Genomic DNA, 22,147 nt, shown 5'->3' with positions numbered 1-22,147 from the left:
TACATAAAGTCCGTGATAAAAAATCTTATACGGCAGAAAAGACACATCATGACATAATAAAATTGTTGTGATGTGTCTTTTGGTGTAATAATCACATTTATAAATGTTTATGTGGAGAATAGTTATATGAAAAATAATTATAAGAATTTTAATTTTTTGAATTATATTGCAGCTGTGATTCTTGTTATTTTGTGTATTGTGCAGATAGTGCCGGATACATCTGTTAAAGCAGAAACAGCAGAAAATACAGGAGATATTACAGAAATCCATACAGCGGCCGAGCTTGTGAAAGCATCAGAAAATCAAACTGGAAGTTACAGACTTATGGCAGATATTGACATGACAGGCATAGACTGGACACCGTGGGACTTTTCGGGAAAATTTGACGGCAATGGTTATACAATACTTAACCTTTCTGTGACAAAAACAAACAGACGCACAATGAAAACATACGACGGAAACAGAAAAGAATATGATACATATGGTGCGGGATTGTTTGGAATACTTTCTAATGCTGATGTGAGCGGTCTTAATATCAAAGGCACAAGAATTGAATTTGCTACAAATAATCATTGCTTTGCAGCTCCAATGGCAGGACTTTGTAATAACAGCAATATATCAGATTGTATCATAAGCGATTCTTATGTAAGTCTTACAGATTCGGCAAAAATGTGGGGAACAGGCGGAATCGCAGGTTTTGGAAGCGGTAATCTTGACAATGTTTCAACTGATGTGACACTTGTGTGCATTGATACGGATAAACAGGTAAAAGACGAACAGTTTATGGGTGGAGCATATGCGGCAGGTTTCCTTAATATTAGAAATTGTAAAATAAATATCGACGGTTATGATTCAGACCATGGTTACGTCCATGATGGTGGGCTTGTTGGAATGTATATGGTATATCCATATGATTTATCTCTTACATATGCCGGTGAAGTCCTTAACAATGAAGTTTATGGACAGATTACATTTTATGAGGATAATACAGACAGACGAGCATATTGTAAGGCAAATATGGGAGAAGTCATGAACTGGACATATGCGTATTCGGGATTTAAATATGATTTTGATGCCAACGAAACATTTGATTATTCTGTTACGTTACTTCCGGAAAAATGTGATAATCCTGTATACAATGATACAGTAACAGAACCAACTGTCACAGATTTTGGCTTTACAACACATACATGTCAGGGCTGTGGGTATACATACAATGACAAATACACAATATATAAAGAATATAAAGATGATTCCGAGGAAGTTACATCGCCTGACAATGATATGAACATGTCAGATGATTCGTTTGGTGTTACTAAAAAGAAGGATAACCATGTTATACCTGTACTTGTTGTTATTTTGCTGACTGTTGTAATGATTCTTCTTATAGTAAGATATATTCAGGTGAGAAATCAAAGAAAAAGACGCAGGAGACACAGAAGAAGATGAAAAATACTATCTATATGGCACCGATGGAAGGTCTGACGGACTTTACATTCAGAAATGCATATGAAAAAATATTTGGAAAAGGGAAAATTGCAAAATATTTCACACCTTTTATTTCACCGAATAAGTCCGAAAAATTTCTTGCAAGAGAAATACGTGACATAGACAGAGAGCATAATAATGGAATTAATACAGTTGTTCAGGTTATGACAAATGATGCAAAAGATTTTATCTGGACTGCCAGGATGCTTTATGATGAGTACGGTTATAATGAGATAAACTTAAATGCAGGCTGTCCTTCAGGCACAGTTGTTTCAAAAAACAAAGGTTCTGGAATGTTAAACGAGCCGAAGCTTCTTGATAAATTTCTTGACGCAGTGTTTGAAGATGATTTTATAAGGGAAAATATCAAGGTTTCAGTAAAAACGAGGGTTGGTGTAGAGACAGATACAGCATTTCCGGAGATAATTGATATTTATAATAAATATCCGCTTGAGGAACTTATAGTGCATCCGAGACTGCGTACAGATTTTTATAAAAATGACCTTAATCTTGAAGCGTATGATTATGCAGTAAAAAACAGTAGAAGTAAAGTGGTTTTTAACGGAGATATATTTACAAGAAAAAATTTCCTTGATATAAAGAAAAAATTTCCACAGACAGATACATTTATGCTCGGAAGAGGTCTTATTGCGGACCCCGGTCTTATAGATGTGATTGTTTCTGAAAATCCTGAAGATTTCAGCCGTGACCTTATTAGCGATAAAAAACGCATGAAAGAGCTGCATGACCTTGTGTTTGATGCGAGATTGCACATAATGCCGGGCGACACGCATGCCATTCACAGGATGAAGGAAATGTGGTGTTATATGGCATATGTATTTGACGATTGTAAAAAAGAAATAAAAGCAATAAAAAAATCACAGAAAGTAGCTGATTACAAATCGGCGGTTGATATATTTTTTAATGTAGCAAAACTTACAGAGAAAGATTATATATTATTTTCAAAAAAATTCTGATAAGTTATACAATATGTTATTGATATATAGTGCCGGTTTATGTAAAATAATATCACAAATGTTAATTTGGGAGATAAATATGAGTAAGATTTATTTTGTGCGTCATGGTGAGAGTGAGTGGAATGTGGCAGATAAAATATGCGGACAGACCGATATACCGCTTACCCAGAGAGGACATGAACAGGCTGTAATGACAGGCGAAAGTTTCGTCGCAAGGAAAATTAAAGCTGATATGATTTTGTATTCACCACTTTTAAGAGCTGCAGATACGGCAAAGCATATTTCAGATATAACGGGAATACCGGCAAGAGAAGAGATGCGTCTTATCGAGCAGAATTTCGGTGTATGGGAAGGAACATCACCACGTAATTCACATGAGTTTTATGAAGCCAAAAAAGGATTTGTACAAAGATTTGGCAGCGGTGAATCCATGTTTCAGCTCGCACAAAGAATATACAATCTTCTTGATGAGTTGAAGGCAGATAGTGACAAAACATATATCCTTGTTGCACATAACGGAATTGCAAGAATCGTCTGTTCTTACTTTAAAGATATGACTAATGATGAGTTTGCCGCCTATGGTGTTGCCAATTGCAGTATTACAGAATTTGAGTTCTGAGATTTTGAAAATTTGAGTTGAAAAATTGACACTTAAAAGTAGTTGTACTATCATCTGAATCAGATGTATATACAACTACTTTTGTGCTATTGTATAGGGCAAAGATACGATACCGGCTATAGTAGGCTGCTAGAAATGGGAAGGTGATTTGATGTCGGAAAAAAATTTTAAATCAGACAGGATATTGTCATATTTTAAGAAAGAATGGCTGGTTCTTATTATTGTTACGGTTTCTGGGCTGATTTACAATATCGGACTTTTGGCAGGACCTCTTTTTGAAGGTAAAATGACTGGTTGTCTTATTGACATTTTAAACGGAAATAAGCAGTTTGCCGATATGCTTACACTTGTTCTGCTTTATATACTGATAACGGCGGCTGTACAGTCTTCAAGATATATTAAGCGTTTTTATGTAAGGCGTTTTGCAAATAATGTAAATAAGAGAATGAAAGAGATATTATATGGAAGCCTTGTACATAAGAGCAGACCACAGCTGCATGAGGAGAGTGCAGGTACGATTCTCACAAAAGCGATTCTTGATGTTGATGACTGTGTTGAGGGTATGAGAAAGTTCACAACTGAAATATTCGATACAGGAGTTGCTCTTTTGGCATATGCATGTATGCTTTTATTTTATGACTGGAAACTAGCACTATTGTGTATGATATTCCCGCCTGTCTCTTATATTATGGCAGAAAAGATGAAGTTCATAATCCAGACTTCCGGTGCAAAATATAAAGAGCAGTCAGGAGTGTTAAGCACTGCGACGCTTGATATTGCATCCAATGCCATAACATACAGGGTGTTTGGACGAGAGCATCAGAGACGCGAAGCTTATGAGGAAAGTCTTACAGCTTATGAAAAATCAGCAGTAAAAGCTAATATTTGGAATACGTCGCTCACATCTGTTTACAGAGTCATATCAATGGCGGGCGTAATATTTATACTGTATTTCGGTGGCAGAAATGTACTCGGCACAGGCTGGAGTGCATGGAGCATAGCAACATTTACAACATTTGTATCGTGCTTTACAAAGCTTTCGGTAAAGTCTTCAAGTGCAGCAAAACTTTTTAATGCAGTACATAAAGCACAGGTTTCATGGAAACGTATCAAACCGCTTATGCGTATGAAAAACGATGATGGTGACAGAAAAACATATTATGCAGGAGAACTTGAAGTCAGCAATATGGGATTTTCATATCCTGACGGCAAAGTAATATTTGACGGAGTCTCATTTACGGCGGCACCGGGTGAAATTATTGGTATAACCGGTCCCGTTGCCTGTGGTAAGTCAACACTTGGAAAAGTATTTCTGGGTGAGTATCCTTACCGTGGAAGCATCAAGTTTTCCGGGGAAGAGATGAAAGGTGTTGACAGTACGAAAAACGGAATAGTTGCATATCTTGGTCATGATTGTGAACTTTTTGACGATACGGTCAGGAATAATATTCTTATGGGCGATGACGGAGATGTCAATTATTACCTTAAAATGGTGTGCCTTGATAAGGAAGTTGCACTTATGGAAAATGGCGTTGATACGCTTATTGGAAGCAGTGGGGTGCGTCTTTCGGGTGGTCAGGCACAGCGTCTTGCACTTGCAAGAACCATCTGCCATAAAAAGCCGGTTATTATTCTTGATGACCCATTTTCGGCACTGGATAAGGATACAGAGAAGCAGATATTTAAAAATCTTGGTGAGATGGTATCAGACAGTATTGTTATGATAATTTCACACAGACTCTATCTGTTTCCGCAAATGAATAAGGTTCTATGGCTTAATGACGGAAAAACAGAGGTCGGAAGCCATGATGAGCTTATTAAAAAGTGCAGTGAATATGCGTTGCTTTACAATGGACAGAATGGAGGCGGTACTGGTGAAAAATAATGAAAATGAAAAAACCGCAAATTCAGGAAAAAAACCAAAATATGTAAAGAAAATAATAACAGAAACTATTTTAAAATATAAACTTTTGTCATTTGGAATTGTTGCAGCCGTATGTCTGGCAGTCATATTTTCACTTATTCCGCCGCTTATTCTCGGAAAAATCATTGATATGTTTACAGCTGGACAGATGCCGGGACTTGGTATGGTGATTGCATATTTTGCAATGCTTTTTTTAACAGGGCTTACTGAATCGGCAAGAGAGGGACTTCTTACAGTTTTTGGACAGAAAATAACACATGCTATGAGAAGCCGTCTAATGGAAAAATTCACATCTCTTACCGCCGACGAATTAAATGGATTGGAGCCGGGTTCGCTTGTATCACGTTTTATAGGTGATGTTGACATGATTGAAAATCTGTTTACATCGGGAATTATAAGTATGTTTGCCGATGCATGTAAAATTATAAGTATTCTTGTTGTAATATGGTTTAAAAATAAAGGACTTACGCTTGTATTTATAATCCTGCTGCCGTTTTTGTTTATTTTTACAAGACATGTGCAGAAAAATATGCTTGCGGCCCAGATTATGAACAGACGTGCTGTAAGCCGTGCGTCAGGACATGTTCCGCAGACATTAAAAAATATAAGAACAATTCATTGCTTTGGCAAAGAAAAGTATATGGAAAAGCAGTATGACGAATATATAAATGACAGTTATCATGCGATGGAAAAGACAAATTTTTATGATGCAGTATATTCGCCTGTAATTCTTATTTTAAATGCTGTTGTTGTTGCAGCTGTAATGTTGCTTTCGTCATCTGGTAACAGTGCAGTCATCACATTTTTCGGAATGTCAGCAGGTACTGCGGTTGCAGTTATGAATTACATTTCCCAGATATTCTCACCGGTTGAAAGTCTCGGTATGGAGATTCAGACAATACAGTCAGCGATAGCCGGTATACACAGAATTAATGAATTCATGGCACTTGAAGAGGTTGAAAAACACGATGTTGTACAGGAAATTGAAAAACAGTATACACAGTGGCAGGATGAAGGTAAGCCACAGGTTCAAAGCGTAAGGTATGAAGCCGGTGGAAATAAGCCTTTTGTGGAGCTTCGCAATGTGACCTTTGGCTATGATGAGGACAGAAAAATCCTTAATAACATAAATATCAGTGTTATGCACGGAGAGCAGGTAACTCTTTCAGGACGTACAGGTGCAGGAAAGAGTACAATATTTAAGCTTCTTTTGGGACTTTACAAACCGCAGTCAGGAGAAGTACTGATTAACGGAATACATGCCGACACAATTACTGATAAGGATAAAAGAAAGCTGTTTGCCTATGTTGAACAGACATTTCATATGGTTGCAGGCACTGTAAAAGAGCAGATTACACTTTTTGATGACAGTATTTCCGATGAAGATGTAAAAAATATCTGTATTACAACAGGGCTTGATGATGCGATAACAAGCCTCGAAAAAGGCTATGATACAATATGTACGCCGGATTTGTTTTCACAGGGACAGTGGCAGCTTTTATCAATAGCCCGTGCGGCAGTGGCAAAACCACAGCTTCTCCTGCTTGACGAGATAACGGCAAATCTTGATACAGAAACAGAAAAAGCAGTTCTTAATGCATTGAATAATGTATGTAAAGACAGAACGGTAATATCTATTTCGCACAGGGTTACTGCAAAAACAGGTAGAATTATTCCTGTTGAATCGAATGTGTGAGTTATATATAGGGTTTATCTGATTCGACGGCGAAGTGATTAAGCGATAAAATTACGATATAAAGCGTGTTAAATTTTGCGGACAAAAAAATTCGGTTCACAAATTTAACACGCTTTTTACACATTTGATACATTTCTGTATATTATTATACACTCATAAAACAAATAACAGATGAGTGGTCAGTTTGTCAGACTTAGAATAATGACAGAAATGAGGAGTGTATATGATTAATTACAAAAAACTTACGGCTGCAATGGCAGCGGGAATAATAGCAATATTTACAATAACAGGCTGTGCGATGCCGTGGCAGAAGGCAGCAGATGATTCATCATCAAATGTATCTACGGTTTCTGCCGGGAATCTTTCGCAAAGCGGTGAGAATGCACTGTCGCTTGAATTTGACAGCGAAGATTTAGATTCGTCATATAACGAATCAGAATGTACAAAGATAAATCTTTCAGGAAGTGGTGCAACTGTTTCAGGAAGCGGTGTTACTGTTGAAAACGGAAATATTACAATAACATCTGCGGGAAGCTATATTATTTCCGGAACATTAACAGACGGAAGCATAAAAGTGAATTGCAGCGAGAAAGGAACTGTAAGATTGATTTTAAACGGTGTTTCAATAAGCAGTTCAAGTACGGCACCTGTTGTTGTTGAGGAAGCAAAAAAGGTTCTTGTAACTCTCGCTGACGGCACAACTAATACAATTACAGATAAAACACGCCAGTCTGTGGATGACGAAGATTTTTCTTCGGCAGTTTATTCAAAAGCAGACCTTGTATTTAACGGAAGCGGAACTCTTAATGTCAATGCTGGATACAGAAATGGTATCAAGAGCACGAACGATTTGAAAGTTGTATCTGGAACCTTTAATATAACAAGCAATGAGGATGGAATAATCGGAAAAGATTTGCTCGGAATTAAAGACGGTAAATTCACAATTAAATCGGGAAGCGACGGAATGAAGTCAACGTATGATACGGATACTTCAAAAGGAAATATCGTAATAACAGGCGGCGAATTTGATATAACGGCTTCAAATGACGGTGTTCACTGCAACGAAGATATTCTTATTTCGGGTGGAAATCTTACAATTAGCAGCGGTGATGACGGTGTTCATGCAGATGATAATCTTCAGGTTGACGGCGGCACTATAGATATTAAGAAATGTTGCGAAGGTCTTGAAGGTGTACAGATTACTTTAAACGACGGTGATATTTCAATAGTGGCAAGCGATGACGGCATTAATGCGGCTGACGGTTCGTCATCTTCCGGTATGGGAATAGGCGGCTTCGGCGGCGGTCAGAATGGAGGCTTCGGCGGCGGTCAGGCATCATCTTCAGACAGCAGTGTTTTACTTACAATCAACGGCGGAAATATATTTGTAAATGCAGGCGGTGACGGTCTTGATTCAAACGGTAATATTGTGATGAACGGAGGCAATGTAACGGTTCTTGGCCCTACAAGCGATGGCGATACAGCACTCGATTTTGACGGTGCATTTACAATTAACGGGGGTGTACTTATGGCATTTGGTTCAAGCGGAATGCTTGAAACACCGACATCGGCACAGAACGGATGCTGTATTGTTACAACATTAGGCACTGTAAGTGCAAATTCTGCATTTTCACTTACGGATTCATCAGGAAATGTGATAATGTCATATATACCAACAAAGAATTATGCGTCTGCGATTGTATATTCATCAGATATTAAGAGCGGAAGCACATATACGGTAACTGCGGGAAGCACAACACAGTCAATTACGGTGAACAGCAATGTTACAACAAACGGAGTCAGTGGAGGCTTCGGCGGTGGTCAGAATGGCGGTTTCGGAGGCGGACAGCGTGGAAGACAGCCTGGAGGCAGTAACCAGCAGGGTGGAAATCAGCAAGGTGGAATGCCGGGCGGAAATTCGGGCAACGGACGTTCAAATAGTGTCAGCAGTTCAACTGTAAATCAGGTATAAACTATAAATAAAATAAAGTATATATAACAGGGCAGAACACAGTATAACAGTGTGTCCTGTCCTGTTTTTGCTGTGCTTTTTGATAAGATACATCTTTGTATTTAATTTGGGATACCACAACACAATATAACAGTTGACATACAGATATATACTGTTATATACTGTTTGCGAGGTGATGAAATGAATATAAAAGTAAATTCTACATTGATGATTCCTATATACGAACAGATTGTTGACCAGATAAAAACACTTATACGTATTGGCAAGCTGGAAGAAAATGATATGCTTCCGTCGGTGCGTTCTCTTTCAAAAGAATTAAAGATTAGTGCACTGACAGTTAAAAAAGCTTATGATTATCTTGAGAACGAAGGTTTTGTTGTGACGGTTCACGGTAAAGGAACGTATGTTGCTGCGTCCAATTCCGAAATACAGGAAGAGGAGCAAAGAAAAGAAGTTGAACTTGATATTGAGATGGCTGTAAAGAAGGCGAGACGATACGGTATTAGTGATGAAGATATAAAGGGTATTTTTTCACTTGTTATTGATGAAAATTAAAAGACGGTAGCTTTAATGATGTTTAGTTGTTAAAGCTGCCGTCTTTTTATGTCTTGTTGTATTTAATTAGTTTGTTGTGAATATAGCCGGTATTATTGGAAATCCACCACATTTACCCAATGCTCGAGAAGTTCTTTTTCATCAGGTTTGTTTTTTGCCATTCTTGCGGCGGCAACAATAGGAAGCCAGCCTGTTACATACGATTTTTTAGTGTCTGTTGCAACACAGAACTGTGTCATATACATATCTGCGATATCGATGCTGCTGTCAGAGTATTGCAGCTTTAACAGAAGATAAGTGTTGGCTATGTCGGCACTGGCATTGCCCTGCGTTGCGTGAACCCAGTCAACAGCGGTGATTGATGTTATGTCGGCATTATCATCAATATTTACGATTATGTTGTCAGGACAAAAATCACCATGGCACAATTTTGTGTGCTTTGGCATCGTATTAAGTCTTGTGAGCAGTTCGTATTTTACAGAACTATCAAGAGTTTCAATGTCATTAATCTGTCTTATTAATTTATCTTTAAGCTTTAAGAGAAGCGGGTTAGATTTCTTTTGAAAATCAACCTGATATTCAACCATTTTTTTGATATAATCAGCAGTTTTTTCGGGATGCTCTTTTATAAGCTGTGTAAGAGTTATGCCGTCCGTATATTCACTTGTGATTTCCCATTGGCCATTGTTTACAGATACAGAAAGAAGCTTTGGAATATTAACTCCGGCATCTTCAACTCTTGCAGTATTTAATGCTTCATATAAAACATCTGATTTGTTATAATCTTTGGAAAAAACTTTTATTGCGGTATTATTTTCAAGATAAACTGATTTTAAATTGTTTTGTGAAATGCATTTTTTCATATAAACACATCCTTTCTTATTCGTCAATTTCGACTGGTTTTCCGTAATATGCCTTGAGGTACATTGCCTTAATTTCTTTCATTAGAGGGTAGCGTGGGTTTGCACCTGTACACTGGTCATCAAATGCCATTTCTGTCATTTCGTCGAGAGTGCGTAAAAATTCTTTTTCATCAACGCCATAATCTTTTATAGTCTTTTTGATTCCGACTTTTTCCTTCAACTCTTCAATGGCTGCAATAAGATTTTCAAATTTTTCGTCATCATTTTTTCCTTTGATATGAAGAAAATCTGCACATTCTACATAACGTTCTTTGCAGTGAGGATATTGATACTGTGAAAATGTTCCCATTTTAGCAGGAACTTCTGCAGCATTGAATCTCATTATATCAGTGATGAGGAGTGCGTTTGCAATACCATGAGGAAGGTGGTGGTATGCACCGAGCTTGTGAGCCATAGAGTGGCATACTCCAAGAAATGCATTTGCAAATGCCATTCCGGCCATGGTTGAAGCTGTAGCCATCTGTTCACGGGCTTTTGCGTCGTGCGGACCATTTTCATATGCGGCAGGAAGATATTCAAATATATTTTTCATAGCTTTTAAAGCAAGACCGTCTGTGTAGTCTGTTGCCATAATAGATGCATATGCTTCGAGAGCATGAGTGAGTGCGTCTATGCCAGAAGCAGAAGTAAGACCTTTTGGCTGGTTCATCATCATATCAGCATCAACAATTGCCATTTTTGGAAGAAGCTCATAATCAGCGAGAGGATATTTTATTCCGCTTTCTTCGTCTGTGATAACAGCGAAAGGAGTAACTTCAGAACCTGTTCCTGATGAAGTAGGAATGGCAATGAAGTAAGCTTTTTCTCCCATTTTAGGGAATGTGTATATACGTTTTCTTATATCCATAAAACGCATAGCCATATCCATGAAATCAACTTCAGGATGTTCATACATAACCCACATTATCTTGCCGGCATCCATTGCTGAACCGCCGCCTACAGCGATTATGCAGTCTGGTTCAAAGAGCTTCATGGCTTTTGCACCTTCCTTTGCACATGCAAGTGTAGGGTCAGGAGCAACATCGTAAAATACTGTGTATACAATACCGAGTTCATCAAGTTTGTCGGTTATGCATTTTGTGTAGCCATTTTTGTAGAGGAACTGATCTGTTACTATGAATGCTTTCTTTTTGCCAAGAACTGTCTTTAATTCATTGAGTGCAACAGGAAGGCAGCCCTTTTTAAAATATACTTTTTCAGGTGCTCTGAACCACAACATGTTTTCTCTCCTTTCAGCAACGGTTTTAATATTAAGAAGGTGTTTGACACCGACATTTTCGGAAACTGAATTGCCGCCCCATGAGCCACAGCCGAGTGTAAGTGAAGGCGTCAGCTTGAAATTGTATAAGTCACCGATGCCGCCCTGAGAAGAAGGGGTGTTGATAAGAATACGGCATGTTTTCATAGTTTCTTCAAATATATCAAGTTTTTCTTTTTCTGTTTCTGAATTAATATAAATAGAAGAAGTGTGTCCGTATCCGCCGTCTGCGATAAGATGTGAAGCTTTATCTATTGCATCGTTGAAATCGTCTGATTTGTACATTGCAAGAACAGGTGAAAGCTTTTCGTGTGCAAATTCTTCAGACAAGTCGACAGAAGCAACCTCTCCGATGAGAATTTTGGTCTCACGTGATACATCAACTCCGGCGAGTTTTGCAATGGTATATGCACTCTGACCTACAATCTTTGCGTTGAGAGAGCCATTGATAAGGATAGTTTTTCTGACTTTGTCAAGCTCGGTCTTTGTAAGAAAATGGCAGCCTCTTGCAATAAATTCATCTTTTACGGCTTTGTAAACTTTTTTGTCAACAATAACAGACTGCTCAGAAGCACAAATCATACCATTGTCAAATGTTTTTGAGTGGATGATTGAATTGACTGCAAGAACAACATCGGCTGTTTCGTCAATAATGGCAGGAGTGTTGCCGGCACCTACACCGAGTGCGGGTTTTCCTGATGAATATGCAGCTTTAACCATTCCAGGACCGCCTGTTGCAAGAATTATATCAGCCTCTTTCATAAGTGTGTCTGTAAGTTCGAGAGACGGAATATCAATCCAACCTATAATGCCCTTTGGAGCACCAGCTTTTACTGCAGCGTCAAGAACAACTTTTGCAGCTGCAATTGTTGATTTTTTAGCTCTTGGATGAGGGCTTATTATTATTGCATTTCTTGTCTTTAAACATATTAAAGACTTGAAAATAGCAGTGGAAGTAGGGTTGGTCGTAGGAATTACTGCGGCTACAACACCAATTGGTTCAGCAATCTTTTTTGTTCCATAAGCTGAGTCCTCTTCGATGACGCCACATGTCTTTGTGTCACGATAAGCATTGTAAATATACTCAGAAGCATAATGGTTTTTGATTACTTTGTCCTCTATAATTCCCATTCCTGTTTCCTCAACTGCCATTTTGGCAAGTGGGATTCTGGCCTGGTTTGCAGCAATAGCTGCCGCTGTAAATATTTTATCAACTTGTTCCTGTGTGTAAGTTGAAAAAATCTGCTGTGCTCTACGCACTTCATTGATTTTCTTTTCAAGTGCGTCTACTGTGTCAACAATTTCTGTACCCGACATAATTTTTTCTGACATACAAAATCCTCCTTGTTTTTGCGGAGCAAAAATCCTAATGTGCATCTTTGATGCACTATATCCTCATGGCGAGGAGAGGATTTATCCTCCTTGTTATTGTTCCTTTTCTCATAATTGCAGCAGAGCTAATATTTTCTGCCATAAAAGATTGTTATTATTTTAACAAAGTTAATATAACACTATATTTTTTTTGTGTCAATATGCATATTATTAACATTGCTTGATATTTTTTTAAAAAATTTTTAAAATTCCATTGCGTGATACTATGTTATGTTGTATCATTAATATAGTTTTAGAAATAGTGGGGGATGAATTGACTATTTATAGAATATGTGAGGAATTATTTAATATGAAAGATACGTTTAAAAAGTATTTATATCTTGCCGGAAGCTTGTTTCTTGCATTTGCTTTGTCTATTGTGCTGTTTTTTGTTTTATATAAGATAGATGCGATAAAGAGTGTTATCGGGCATATTGTAAAAACTATGATGCCATTTATAATTGGTGCAGTATTGGCATATATAATTTGTCCTTTGTGTAATAAGCTTGAAGTTTTGTTTGATAAATTATTTTCAAAGATGAAGAACGAACAGACTAAGGAAAAAATATCAAGGACATTAAGTGTATTTGCAGGAATGATTATTGCGGTTATTGCAATTTATCTTGTACTTATGATTGTTATTCCACAGCTGATTGACAGTGTTGTAAGACTCGTTCAGATTCTGCCATCAAGTGCAGATAAGCTTATAGGATGGCTTAATCATTCGCTTAGCTCTAATGAACAATTGCTTCAATATTCGCAACAGGTGATTGATAAGGCATATACGATGCTTGAGGACTGGCTTTCAAACGGACTTCTTGATTCTGTTGAGAAAGTGGCAACCGGGATTTCGTCAGGTGTAATTAATCTGCTCGGTGTGCTTCTTAATATATTTATAGGTTTTATAGTTGCTGTATATCTGCTGCTTTCAAGAAAAAAATTTGCACGGCAGGCAGAACTTATCGTGTATAGTATATTAAAAAAAGAAAAGGCTGACACTGTAATGGAAGAGGCAAGATATTGTGACCGCGTTTTCGGTGGGTTTATCAATGGAAAGATTCTTGATGCAGTAGTGGTTTCACTTATTTGTTATGCCGGCATGATGATTTTCAGATGGATTAATCCGGGAAAAGTCATGATGAGTGAAACACTTGTTGCTGTAATAGTTGGGATTTTTAATGTAATACCATTTTTTGGATGGTATATCGGGTTGTTTTTATCAGCACTTCTCATACTTATGGTTAATCCCATGCAGTGCATTTTCTTTGTGATTTTTGACTTTATATTACAGCAGATAGATGGTAATATTTTAGGTCCTAAGATTATAGGTGATACAACAGGAATTTCAAGTATATGGGTGCTTTTTTCCATATTCCTGTTTGGAGATATATGGGGATTTGCAGGTATGCTTCTTGGAGTTCCGATGTTTGCCATTATGTATCACTGGATTAAAAAGCTGGTATTTAAGGGGCTTGATAAGAATGAACAGACACAGATGAGTGTTGATTATGAGAATGATTTTCCAAAAAAGAAAAAGACTCATCAATAATATAAGGAGTTATGATACATATTTTATGAAACATTTAAAAAATAATATTAAAGATTACACAATACGTTCGCTTACAACAAAAGATTTAGATGCATATAATGCACTTTTAAGATATGCATTTCAGGTTACAGAACAGGAACTTACCGAAGTTGGCTGGGAAAATGACGAGATTAAGCAGTCAAAGTTTCCTGTTTTGCAGAGAGCTGATGTTGTGGGGTGTTTTGATAATGATTCGTTAATATCACAATTTGCTGTATATCCGCTTGATATGAATATTTATCATCAGTTATATCATGTCGGCTTTATAACGAGTGTATGTACATATCCAGAGTATTCAGGACAGGGTATTATGGCTACGCTTATGCACAAGAGCCTGAGCCATATGAGAAAAAGAGGTCAGTCAATGGCACTTTTATATCCTTATTCTATACCATTGTATCGTAAGTTTGGATGGGAGATTATTTCTAATAAGATTTCTTATATAATAAAGAATAATCAGATACCAAAGATTGATGATATTCCCGGATATGTACGTCGTGTCACATGGGAAAATACGGATTTTATTAATCTTCACCAGCAGTTTGCGGCAAAAACACACGGATGCCTTTACCGTAACAGCCTTGCATGGGAGGAATACTGGCGATGGGATGAGGATGATACAGTTGTAGCTGTTTATTATAATAGTCATAAAAAGCCACAGGGATATATGGTTTATCTTATAAAAGAAAATGTTATGTACATAAAAGAGATGATTTTCTTAAACAGGGAAGCACAGAATGGTCTCTGGCGTTTTATACGTGCACATCAGTCCATGATAAATGAAGTAAAAGGCAATACATATTATAATGAACCGATTGCTTTTGAGATGGCTGATGGCAATATTAAAGAATCAATACGTCCGTACATAATGGGAAGAATTATAGATATTGATAAGTTTCTTCTCCAGTACAGTTGTAAACCGTCGGAAAAAGATGTTTGCATAGAACTTGATATCCATGATGATTTTTTGTCATGGAATAATAAGAGTATTAATGTATTGTTTAGCAAAGGAAGATGTTTTATAACCGAGCAGAAAGCAGAATATCATATAAAACTTGACATTGCATCGCTTACAACACTTCTTATAGGATATAAATCCGCAATGCAGCTATGGAAACTTGAAAGGATAGATGCACCGAGGGCTGCTGTTGAGACACTCGATAATGTTTTAATGCATGAAATACCATATATTTCAGATTATATTTAAATTTTATGCTGTAAATTTTTTTAATTTTGTCAAGTAAAAATACTTGACACGCATGCCTGGTTATGATATTATTCTCAAGGTTTCAAATTTTATGAGAGTGGTGCTGCTATGGAAAAGTTTGTAGAACAGACGCTTTTATATGATTTTTATGGTGAGCTTCTTAATGAACACCAGAGAGGAATTTATCAGGATATTGTTTTTGATGATTTGTCATTAAGCGAGGTTGCTGATGAGTATGGTATCTCAAGGCAGGGAGTTCATGATTTAATCAAGCGTGTTAATAATACACTGAATGGTTATGAAGAAAAGCTGCATCTTGTATCTAAGTTTATAGAGACAAAAGAAAAGGTGCATGAGATTGAACAGTTATCAGATGAGTTTATTAAAAGTAATAATGGCAGTCTTGATAACATAAGGAGTATACAGCTTATCGCAAAAGATATACTCGATAATTTTTGATATTCGTTTAAGTCTTAATCAGACAGAAGTGAGGATTTATGGCATTTGACAGCTTATCAGATAAACTTCAGAATATATTTAAAAATCTTCGCGGTAAAGGCCGTCTGTCTGAAGCTGATGTAAAAGCAGCTCTGAAAGAAGTAAAGATGGCTTTGCTTGAAGCTGATGTAAACTTTAAAGTTGTAAAGCAGTTTGTCAAGTCGGTTGAAGAGCGTGCCATAGGTCAGGATGTTATGCAGAGTCTTACACCCGGACAGATGGTAATTAAGATTGTTAATGAAGAAATGGTTGCGCTCATGGGTTCCGAGACAACACAGATAGCGTTGAAACCGGGTAATGAGATAACTGTCATAATGATGGCGGGTCTTCAGGGTGCAGGTAAAACAACAACGACAGCCAAACTTGCAGGTAAGTTTAAAGCAAAAGGGAAAAAGCCTCTTCTTGCAGCCTGCGATGTTTACAGACCGGCTGCTGTTGAACAGTTAAAAATCAACGGAGAAAAGCAGGGCGTTGAAGTGTTTTCAATGGGAACAGGCAACAATCCGGTTGATATAGCCAAAGCGGCAGTTTCACATGCTAAGAATAACAATTTTAATATTGTTATTTTAGATACAGCTGGTCGTCTTCATATAGATGAGGATATGATGACTGAGCTTATAAAAATAAAAGAAGAAGTTAAAGTTGACCAGACAATACTTGTTGTAGATTCAATGACAGGTCAGGATGCGGTTAATGTTGCTTCTTCATTCAACGAAAAGGTTGGAATTGATGGCGTCATCCTCACAAAGCTTGATGGTGATACCAGAGGTGGTGCAGCACTTTCAATTAAGGCTGTCACAGGAAAGCCTATCCTTTATGTTGGTATGGGTGAAAAACTTTCAGATCTTGAACAGTTTTACCCGGACAGAATGGCATCAAGAATTCTTGGAATGGGTGATGTGCTTACGCTTATTGAAAAGGCTGAAGCCCAGATTGATGCTGACAAAGCTAAGGAAATGGAGCAGAAGTTCAAGAAAGCTGAATTTGATTTCAATGATTTCCTTGAATATATGGGACAGATTCGTAATATGGGCGGTATAGGTTCCATATTAAATATGTTGCCTGGCATGGGACTTGGCGGTAAAATGAAAGGGCTTGATGCAGGAGCAACGGAAGATGCGGAAGCTAATCTTAAACGTACAGAGTCGATTATTTACTCTATGACGGCAAAGGAAAGAAGCAATCCGGATATTCTTAATCCTTCAAGAAAGAATAGAATTGCTCGAGGTGCCGGTGTTGATATAAGCGAAGTCAACAAACTGGTTAAACAGTTTGACCAGATGAAAAAGATGATGAAGCAGATGCCGGGCATGATGAAAGGTGCTAAGAAGGGACGTTTTAAACTACCTTTTTAACATGACTGTTATACAGTCAATATAGATATGTGTTATTTACAGGACACGAAAAATTAAATTAGGAGGTGAAAGTTACATGGCAGTTAAGATTAGATTAAAGAGATTAGGTGAGAAGAAGTCTCCTTTCTATAGAATTATCGTTGCAGATTCAAGATCTCCAAGAAACGGTAGATTTATCGATCAGATCGGTACTTATGATCCTAACTATGATCCTTGCAAGCTCAGCATTGATGCTGAAGCCGCTAAGAAGTGGTTAGCAAACGGAGCTCAGCCTACAGAGGTTGTTGGTAAGCTTTTCAAGATGGCTGGTATTGAAAAATAAGACTAGTGGAGGTGTTTTTCTATGAAAGAATTAGTTGAAATTATTGCTAAGGCACTAGTTGACAATCCGGACGAAGTTGTTGTAACTGAGACAGAGAAAGACAAAGCCATAATTGTTGATTTAAAAGTAGCTTCTTCTGATATGGGGAAAGTTATTGGCAAATCAGGAAGAATTGCCAAGTCTATAAGAACAGTTGTTTCGGCAGCGGCAACAAAAACTGACAAAAAAGTTGTTGTTGAAATCGATAACTAAATTGAGCTTATTTATTTAATAGAGATGTCTTTGAACTTAAAAAACAGATAATCTGTTTATGAGTTTCAAAGGCATTTTTGCTATATAAAATTATCAAATTGATGCTGAAGCCGCTGTTAATACGGAATATCAGCCGGAATGGAGAATTATGGAAGATTTATTACGCGTCGGCGTTATTACTTCAACACATGGCATCAGGGGAGAGGTAAAAGTTTTCCCTACAACAGATGATCCAATGCGTTTTAAAAAATTGAAAAAAGCTGTGATATGTGGCAGACGTGAAAATGTGAATGTTGAAATTGCCTCAGTGAAGTTTTTTAAACAGTATGTAATACTCAAGTTTAAAGAGTTTGATAATATAAATGATATAGAGCAGTATGTAAAAAAAGATTTGTGTGTCACAAGGGAAAATGCTGTTAAATGTGAGCCGGGAGAATACTTTATATGTGACCTGATTGGGCTTGATGTGATAACTGATGAGGGAGAGCATATCGGCAAACTTACAGATGTCCTTGAAACGGGAGCAAATAATGTATATGAAGTTACTGCTGATAATGGTAAGACAATACTTATTCCGGTGATAGACCAGTGTATACTTGACCACAATCTTGAAGAGAAAACAGTTACAGTTCATATGCTTCCGGGACTTATGGATTTGAATTAAAAATATATGAAATTTATAAAAATTTATACTTTTTTTATATTTTGATTGACAAAAGGTTCTTTTCCATGTATTCTATAAAAGTAGAAGTCAGACATTTTGAGAAAAATGTCTGAAAAATATGGAAACAGGGAGGGTTTTAGAATGCCTATTAACAAAAGAAATCTTGCAGTAAGCATAATTCTTACAATTGTCACATGTGGTATCTATGGAATTTACTGGTTCATCGTTATGACAGATGATACTAAGAATGTTTCAGGTGACATTAATGGTGCAAGCGGCGGAGTAGCATTTCTGCTTACACTTGTAACATGTAACATTTATGGATATTATTGGGCTTACAAGCAGGGTGAGAGAATTGATAATGCAAAGAATGCAAGAGGAATTCCTTCAAGCAACAGCAATGTGTTATATCTCATTCTTGCTATTTTTGGTTTGTATATTGTTGTATACATACTCACTCAGGATTCGCTTAACAAGATTGCTGATTATGACATGAATATGAATGGCGGCGGTTTTGGCGGTTACAATGGTCCGATGAATGGTGGTTACAATGGTCCTACAAATAATGGCAATGGTCCAATGTAATTAAAAAATTTGTATAACTTACTTTTTGAAAATTATTTTTGTTTAAATTCTAAATTAAATGCAGGCATGGTTGAAGTTATTTTGATATTTAATTTCAATTTATGCTTGCATTTTGCTTAATGATATGCTAGACTGTTATGGTTGTGAGAAAAAGAGATGGTCCTCTGTTACATAGATTGTATTAAGAACATCCAAATTTAAGGAGGTCACACATGAATAATATTATTAAGAACATCGAAGATGCTCAGATGAAAGCTGAAGTACCTCAGTTTAACGTAGGTGATACAGTAAGAGTATCAGCTAAGATTAAAGAAGGTAACCGTGAAAGAACACAGGTATTTGAAGGTACAGTATTAAAGAAGCAGGGTACAGGCGTACGTGCTACATTTACTGTAAGAAAGATTTCTAACGGTGTTGGCGTTGAAAAGACATGGCCATTACATTCACCTATCGTAGAGAAGGTTGATGTTGTAAGACGTGGTAAAGTAAGACGTGCTAAACTTAACTACTTACGTGAGAGAACAGGTAAGTCTGCTAAGGTTAAAGAATTAGTTAGATAATTTGGAAAATCCGTGAAACGTGTTTTTCATAATCAATGACATTTAAGGGACTGTGGTTTTGACGAATAAAAATCGTTGGAACGCAGTCTCTTTTTCTTTTCATTTTTGATGATTTGTAGTAAAATATAATCTATATGAAATTACATGGGAAATTCGCATAGCGTGTTAATCATATTTTCAAAATTAAGTATACAAAAGATGTCGCAGACATCTGGAAAGCGGAGTTAGTTTTATGTCTACACTTTTTCAAAGAAGATATCAGGAAAATACAAGACTACAGTCTGTATGCAAGATGATTGTTAATATAATTATGGTTATTATGTCAGCTTATGTTATAGTCACATTTATGTGTGACAGAACAATTATTTCAGGCGGTTCCATGCAGCCTGTGATAGAAAATGAGGATACTGTGCTTATAAACAGGTTTGCATATTCATTTACAAAACCAAAAAGATACAGTGTAGCTGCATTCAAATTGCCGGGTTCAAATTCGAGTAAAGTTTATGTCAAACGTGTTATCGGTCTTCCGGGTGAGAAGATACAGATAAAAGATGGACATGTATATATAAATGGTGAACAGTTAAAAGATGATGTTTTTACAGATACAATACTTACAGCCGGACTTGCAGCCAATGAGATCACATTGGGAAAAGATGAGTATTTTCTGCTTGGAGATAACAGAAATAACAGTGAAGACAGCAGATTTGCGGGAGTCGGAATAGTAAAAGAAAAGAATATAACAGGTTCTGTGTGGGCAATTGTCGGCCCTGTTAAAAGACTTGGCTTTGTAAAATGATAGAATAGGAGAATAGAATTTATGAATTATCAATGGTATCCCGGTCACATGACAAAAGCAAGACGAATGATGGAGGAAAATATCAAGCTTATTGACCTTGTGATAGAGGTTGTTGATGCACGAATTCCTATGTCAAGCCGCAATCCGGATATAGATAATCTTGCAAAAAATAAGGCCAGGTTAATACTTCTTAATAAGTCAGATTTGTCTGATGAGAGGTTAAACCAGCAATGGATTGATTATTTTGCACAAAAAGGAGTTTTGTGTCTGAAACTTAATTCAAGGAGCGGAGCCGGAATTAAGCAGATGAATTCAGCAATCGAAAGAGCATGCCATGAAAAGATTGAGCGTGACAAAAAGAAAGGTATAATGAACCGTCCTGTAAGAGCTATGGTTGTTGGTATTCCGAATGTCGGGAAATCGACATTTATCAATGCATATGCAGGCAGGGCGTGTGCAAAGACGGGCAACAAACCGGGTGTGACAAAAGGAAAGCAATGGATAAAGTTAAGCAAAACAGTTGAACTTCTTGATACTCCGGGTATTTTATGGCCAAAGTTTGACAGTGAGCTTGTAGGAAGAAATCTAGCACTTATCGGCTCAATGAATGATGAGGTAATTAATATTGAAGACCTTGCGTTTGAGGCTGTGACATTTTTGAAAAATAATTACAGCGGTAATCTGTCAGAAAGATATGGTATTGATGAAGATGAGGAAACGCTTGAAATTATGGATGCAATAGCCGCTAAAAGGGGATGTCTTAAAAGAGGTGCCATGACTGATTATGAAAAGCTTGCCGGAATAATACTTGATGATTTCAGAAGCGGACGCATAGGCAGGATAACACTTGAAAAACCGGGAGAAGAGATATAATGACTAAAAAAGAAGAATCTGCCATGAAGCGTGCTTTGAAGCTTGAGGCTGAAAAGGCGAGGGTTGAGCAGATGTGCGAATATGAAAAAGAATATGGTGTGTATTCATATATATGCGGAATAGACGAAGCCGGAAGAGGTCCTCTTGCAGGTCCCGTTGTTGCCGGGGCTGTGATACTTCCAAAAGACTGCCGTATTTTATATATTAATGATTCAAAAAAACTCAGCGAAAAGAGAAGAAATGAATTATTTGATATAATAAAAGAAGAAGCCGTTACATATGGAATTGGAATAATAGACGCTGCAAGAATTGATGAGATTAATATTTTGCAGGCAACTTATGAAGCTATGAGGAGTGCCATTAATAATCTCAATCCGTCACCCGATATATTATTAAATGATGCTGTTACAATTCCAAAGGTTGATATTAAACAGGTTCCTATTATAAAAGGAGATGCGAAAAGTATCAGTATTGCTGCCGCAAGTGTGCTTGCAAAAGTCACAAGGGACAGAATTATGGAAGAATATGATAAGAAATATCCGGAATATGGATTTGCAAAACATAAGGGATATGGAACAAAACAGCATATACAGGCACTTGAACAGTTTGGTGCGTCACCTATTCACAGAAGGACATTTATCACAAAATTTGTCCCATAATAAAA

At 37.0% G+C, this 22,147-nt stretch carries 21 protein-coding genes; 19 read left to right on the top strand and 2 right to left on the bottom strand.

From position 1 onward, the window contains the following. Positions 1-126 precede the first annotated feature (126 nt). From WMO38_RS05655 to WMO38_RS05625, 7 genes are all read left to right on the top strand, one after another. Positions 127-1,449, top strand: coding sequence for a hypothetical protein (locus WMO38_RS05655; protein ID WP_349161853.1), 1,323 nt, complete (start codon positions 127-129; stop codon positions 1,447-1,449). Continuing rightward, on the top strand, positions 1,446-2,465 hold the full coding sequence (locus WMO38_RS05650; RefSeq protein ID WP_349161852.1) for a tRNA dihydrouridine synthase: 1,020 nt from the start codon (positions 1,446-1,448) through the stop codon (positions 2,463-2,465). The genes WMO38_RS05655 and WMO38_RS05650 overlap by 4 nt, the downstream gene beginning before the upstream one ends. A 79-nt stretch (positions 2,466-2,544) precedes the next feature. Continuing rightward, positions 2,545-3,084 carry a histidine phosphatase family protein gene (locus tag WMO38_RS05645; RefSeq protein WP_186836886.1) on the top strand — a complete coding sequence of 180 codons (540 nt, stop codon included), beginning with the start codon at positions 2,545-2,547 and terminating at the stop codon, positions 3,082-3,084. Positions 3,085-3,235: 151 nt separating this feature from the next. Further along, a complete protein-coding gene (locus WMO38_RS05640; RefSeq protein ID WP_349161851.1) occupies positions 3,236-4,969 on the top strand; it encodes an ABC transporter ATP-binding protein in 1,734 nt (577 codons plus the stop codon). Beyond that, positions 4,959-6,704: an ABC transporter ATP-binding protein gene (locus WMO38_RS05635; protein ID WP_349161850.1), complete on the top strand. Its 1,746-nt coding sequence runs from the start codon at positions 4,959-4,961 to the stop codon at positions 6,702-6,704. The genes WMO38_RS05640 and WMO38_RS05635 overlap by 11 nt, the downstream gene beginning before the upstream one ends. 223 nt (positions 6,705-6,927) lie before the next feature. Continuing rightward, positions 6,928-8,676, top strand: a complete 1,749-nt coding sequence (locus WMO38_RS05630) for a carbohydrate-binding domain-containing protein (protein ID WP_349161849.1) — start codon at positions 6,928-6,930, stop codon at positions 8,674-8,676. Between the two features lie 180 nt (positions 8,677-8,856). Beyond that, positions 8,857-9,231, top strand: a complete 375-nt coding sequence (locus WMO38_RS05625) for a GntR family transcriptional regulator (RefSeq protein ID WP_349161848.1) — start codon at positions 8,857-8,859, stop codon at positions 9,229-9,231. A gap of 92 nt (positions 9,232-9,323) precedes the next feature. On the opposite strand, the gene WMO38_RS05620 is transcribed toward WMO38_RS05625, so the two are convergent. Together WMO38_RS05620 and adhE are read right to left on the bottom strand one after the other, a co-directional pair. Then, positions 9,324-10,094 carry a phosphotransferase gene (locus WMO38_RS05620; RefSeq protein ID WP_349161847.1) on the bottom strand — a complete coding sequence of 257 codons (771 nt, stop codon included), beginning with the start codon at positions 10,092-10,094 and terminating at the stop codon, positions 9,324-9,326. Between the two features lie 16 nt (positions 10,095-10,110). Continuing rightward, a complete protein-coding gene (gene adhE / locus WMO38_RS05615) occupies positions 10,111-12,744 on the bottom strand; it encodes a bifunctional acetaldehyde-CoA/alcohol dehydrogenase (RefSeq protein WP_349161846.1) in 2,634 nt (877 codons plus the stop codon). 349 nt (positions 12,745-13,093) lie between these two features. Here adhE and WMO38_RS05610 point away from each other — a divergent pair, with 349 nt between their 5' ends. From WMO38_RS05610 to rnhB, 12 genes are all read left to right on the top strand, one after another. Then, on the top strand, positions 13,094-14,332 hold the full coding sequence (locus WMO38_RS05610; RefSeq protein ID WP_349161845.1) for an AI-2E family transporter: 1,239 nt from the start codon (positions 13,094-13,096) through the stop codon (positions 14,330-14,332). 25 nt (positions 14,333-14,357) lie between these two features. Beyond that, complete coding sequence (locus tag WMO38_RS05605; protein WP_349161844.1) at positions 14,358-15,578, top strand: GNAT family N-acetyltransferase; 1,221 nt, start codon at positions 14,358-14,360, stop codon at positions 15,576-15,578. A gap of 108 nt (positions 15,579-15,686) precedes the next feature. Beyond that, on the top strand, positions 15,687-16,037 hold the full coding sequence (gene ylxM, locus WMO38_RS05600) for a YlxM family DNA-binding protein (RefSeq protein ID WP_349161843.1): 351 nt from the start codon (positions 15,687-15,689) through the stop codon (positions 16,035-16,037). Positions 16,038-16,075: 38 nt separating this feature from the next. Continuing rightward, positions 16,076-17,431 (top strand): signal recognition particle protein, encoded by a 1,356-nt coding sequence (ffh, locus tag WMO38_RS05595; RefSeq protein WP_021866751.1) that lies wholly within the window; start codon positions 16,076-16,078, stop codon positions 17,429-17,431. 76 nt (positions 17,432-17,507) lie between these two features. Next, entirely contained in the window at positions 17,508-17,753 is a 246-nt protein-coding gene (gene rpsP / locus WMO38_RS05590; RefSeq protein ID WP_021866750.1) for a 30S ribosomal protein S16, read from the top strand. A 21-nt stretch (positions 17,754-17,774) separates the two neighbouring features. Further along, positions 17,775-18,005, top strand: a complete 231-nt coding sequence (locus tag WMO38_RS05585) for a KH domain-containing protein (RefSeq protein WP_021866749.1) — start codon at positions 17,775-17,777, stop codon at positions 18,003-18,005. Positions 18,006-18,153: 148 nt separating this feature from the next. Further along, the gene (gene rimM, locus WMO38_RS05580; RefSeq protein WP_021866748.1) at positions 18,154-18,669 is read left to right on the top strand and encodes a ribosome maturation factor RimM; all 516 of its coding nucleotides are present in this window, start codon (positions 18,154-18,156) and stop codon (positions 18,667-18,669) included. Between the two features lie 141 nt (positions 18,670-18,810). Continuing rightward, on the top strand, positions 18,811-19,254 hold the full coding sequence (locus WMO38_RS05575) for a DUF4234 domain-containing protein (protein WP_186836896.1): 444 nt from the start codon (positions 18,811-18,813) through the stop codon (positions 19,252-19,254). A 212-nt stretch (positions 19,255-19,466) separates the two neighbouring features. Continuing rightward, a complete protein-coding gene (gene rplS, locus WMO38_RS05570; protein WP_021866746.1) occupies positions 19,467-19,814 on the top strand; it encodes a 50S ribosomal protein L19 in 348 nt (115 codons plus the stop codon). 232 nt (positions 19,815-20,046) lie between these two features. Next, complete coding sequence (lepB, locus tag WMO38_RS05565) at positions 20,047-20,610, top strand: signal peptidase I (protein ID WP_349161842.1); 564 nt, start codon at positions 20,047-20,049, stop codon at positions 20,608-20,610. 21 nt (positions 20,611-20,631) lie between these two features. Beyond that, on the top strand, positions 20,632-21,483 hold the full coding sequence (gene ylqF / locus WMO38_RS05560; protein WP_349161841.1) for a ribosome biogenesis GTPase YlqF: 852 nt from the start codon (positions 20,632-20,634) through the stop codon (positions 21,481-21,483). Continuing rightward, positions 21,483-22,142 carry a ribonuclease HII gene (gene rnhB, locus WMO38_RS05555; protein WP_021866743.1) on the top strand — a complete coding sequence of 220 codons (660 nt, stop codon included), beginning with the start codon at positions 21,483-21,485 and terminating at the stop codon, positions 22,140-22,142. Before ylqF ends, rnhB begins: the two co-directional genes overlap by 1 nt. Positions 22,143-22,147: the final 5 nt, after the last annotated feature.

It is taken from the genome of Lachnospira hominis (ex Hitch et al. 2025), from assembly GCF_040096395.1.
GTDB classification, from domain to species: Bacteria; Bacillota; Clostridia; order Lachnospirales; family Lachnospiraceae; genus Lachnospira; species Lachnospira hominis.
The sequence above is the reverse complement of the archived record's forward strand: the minus strand, read 5'-3'. Positions and strand labels throughout refer to the sequence as shown.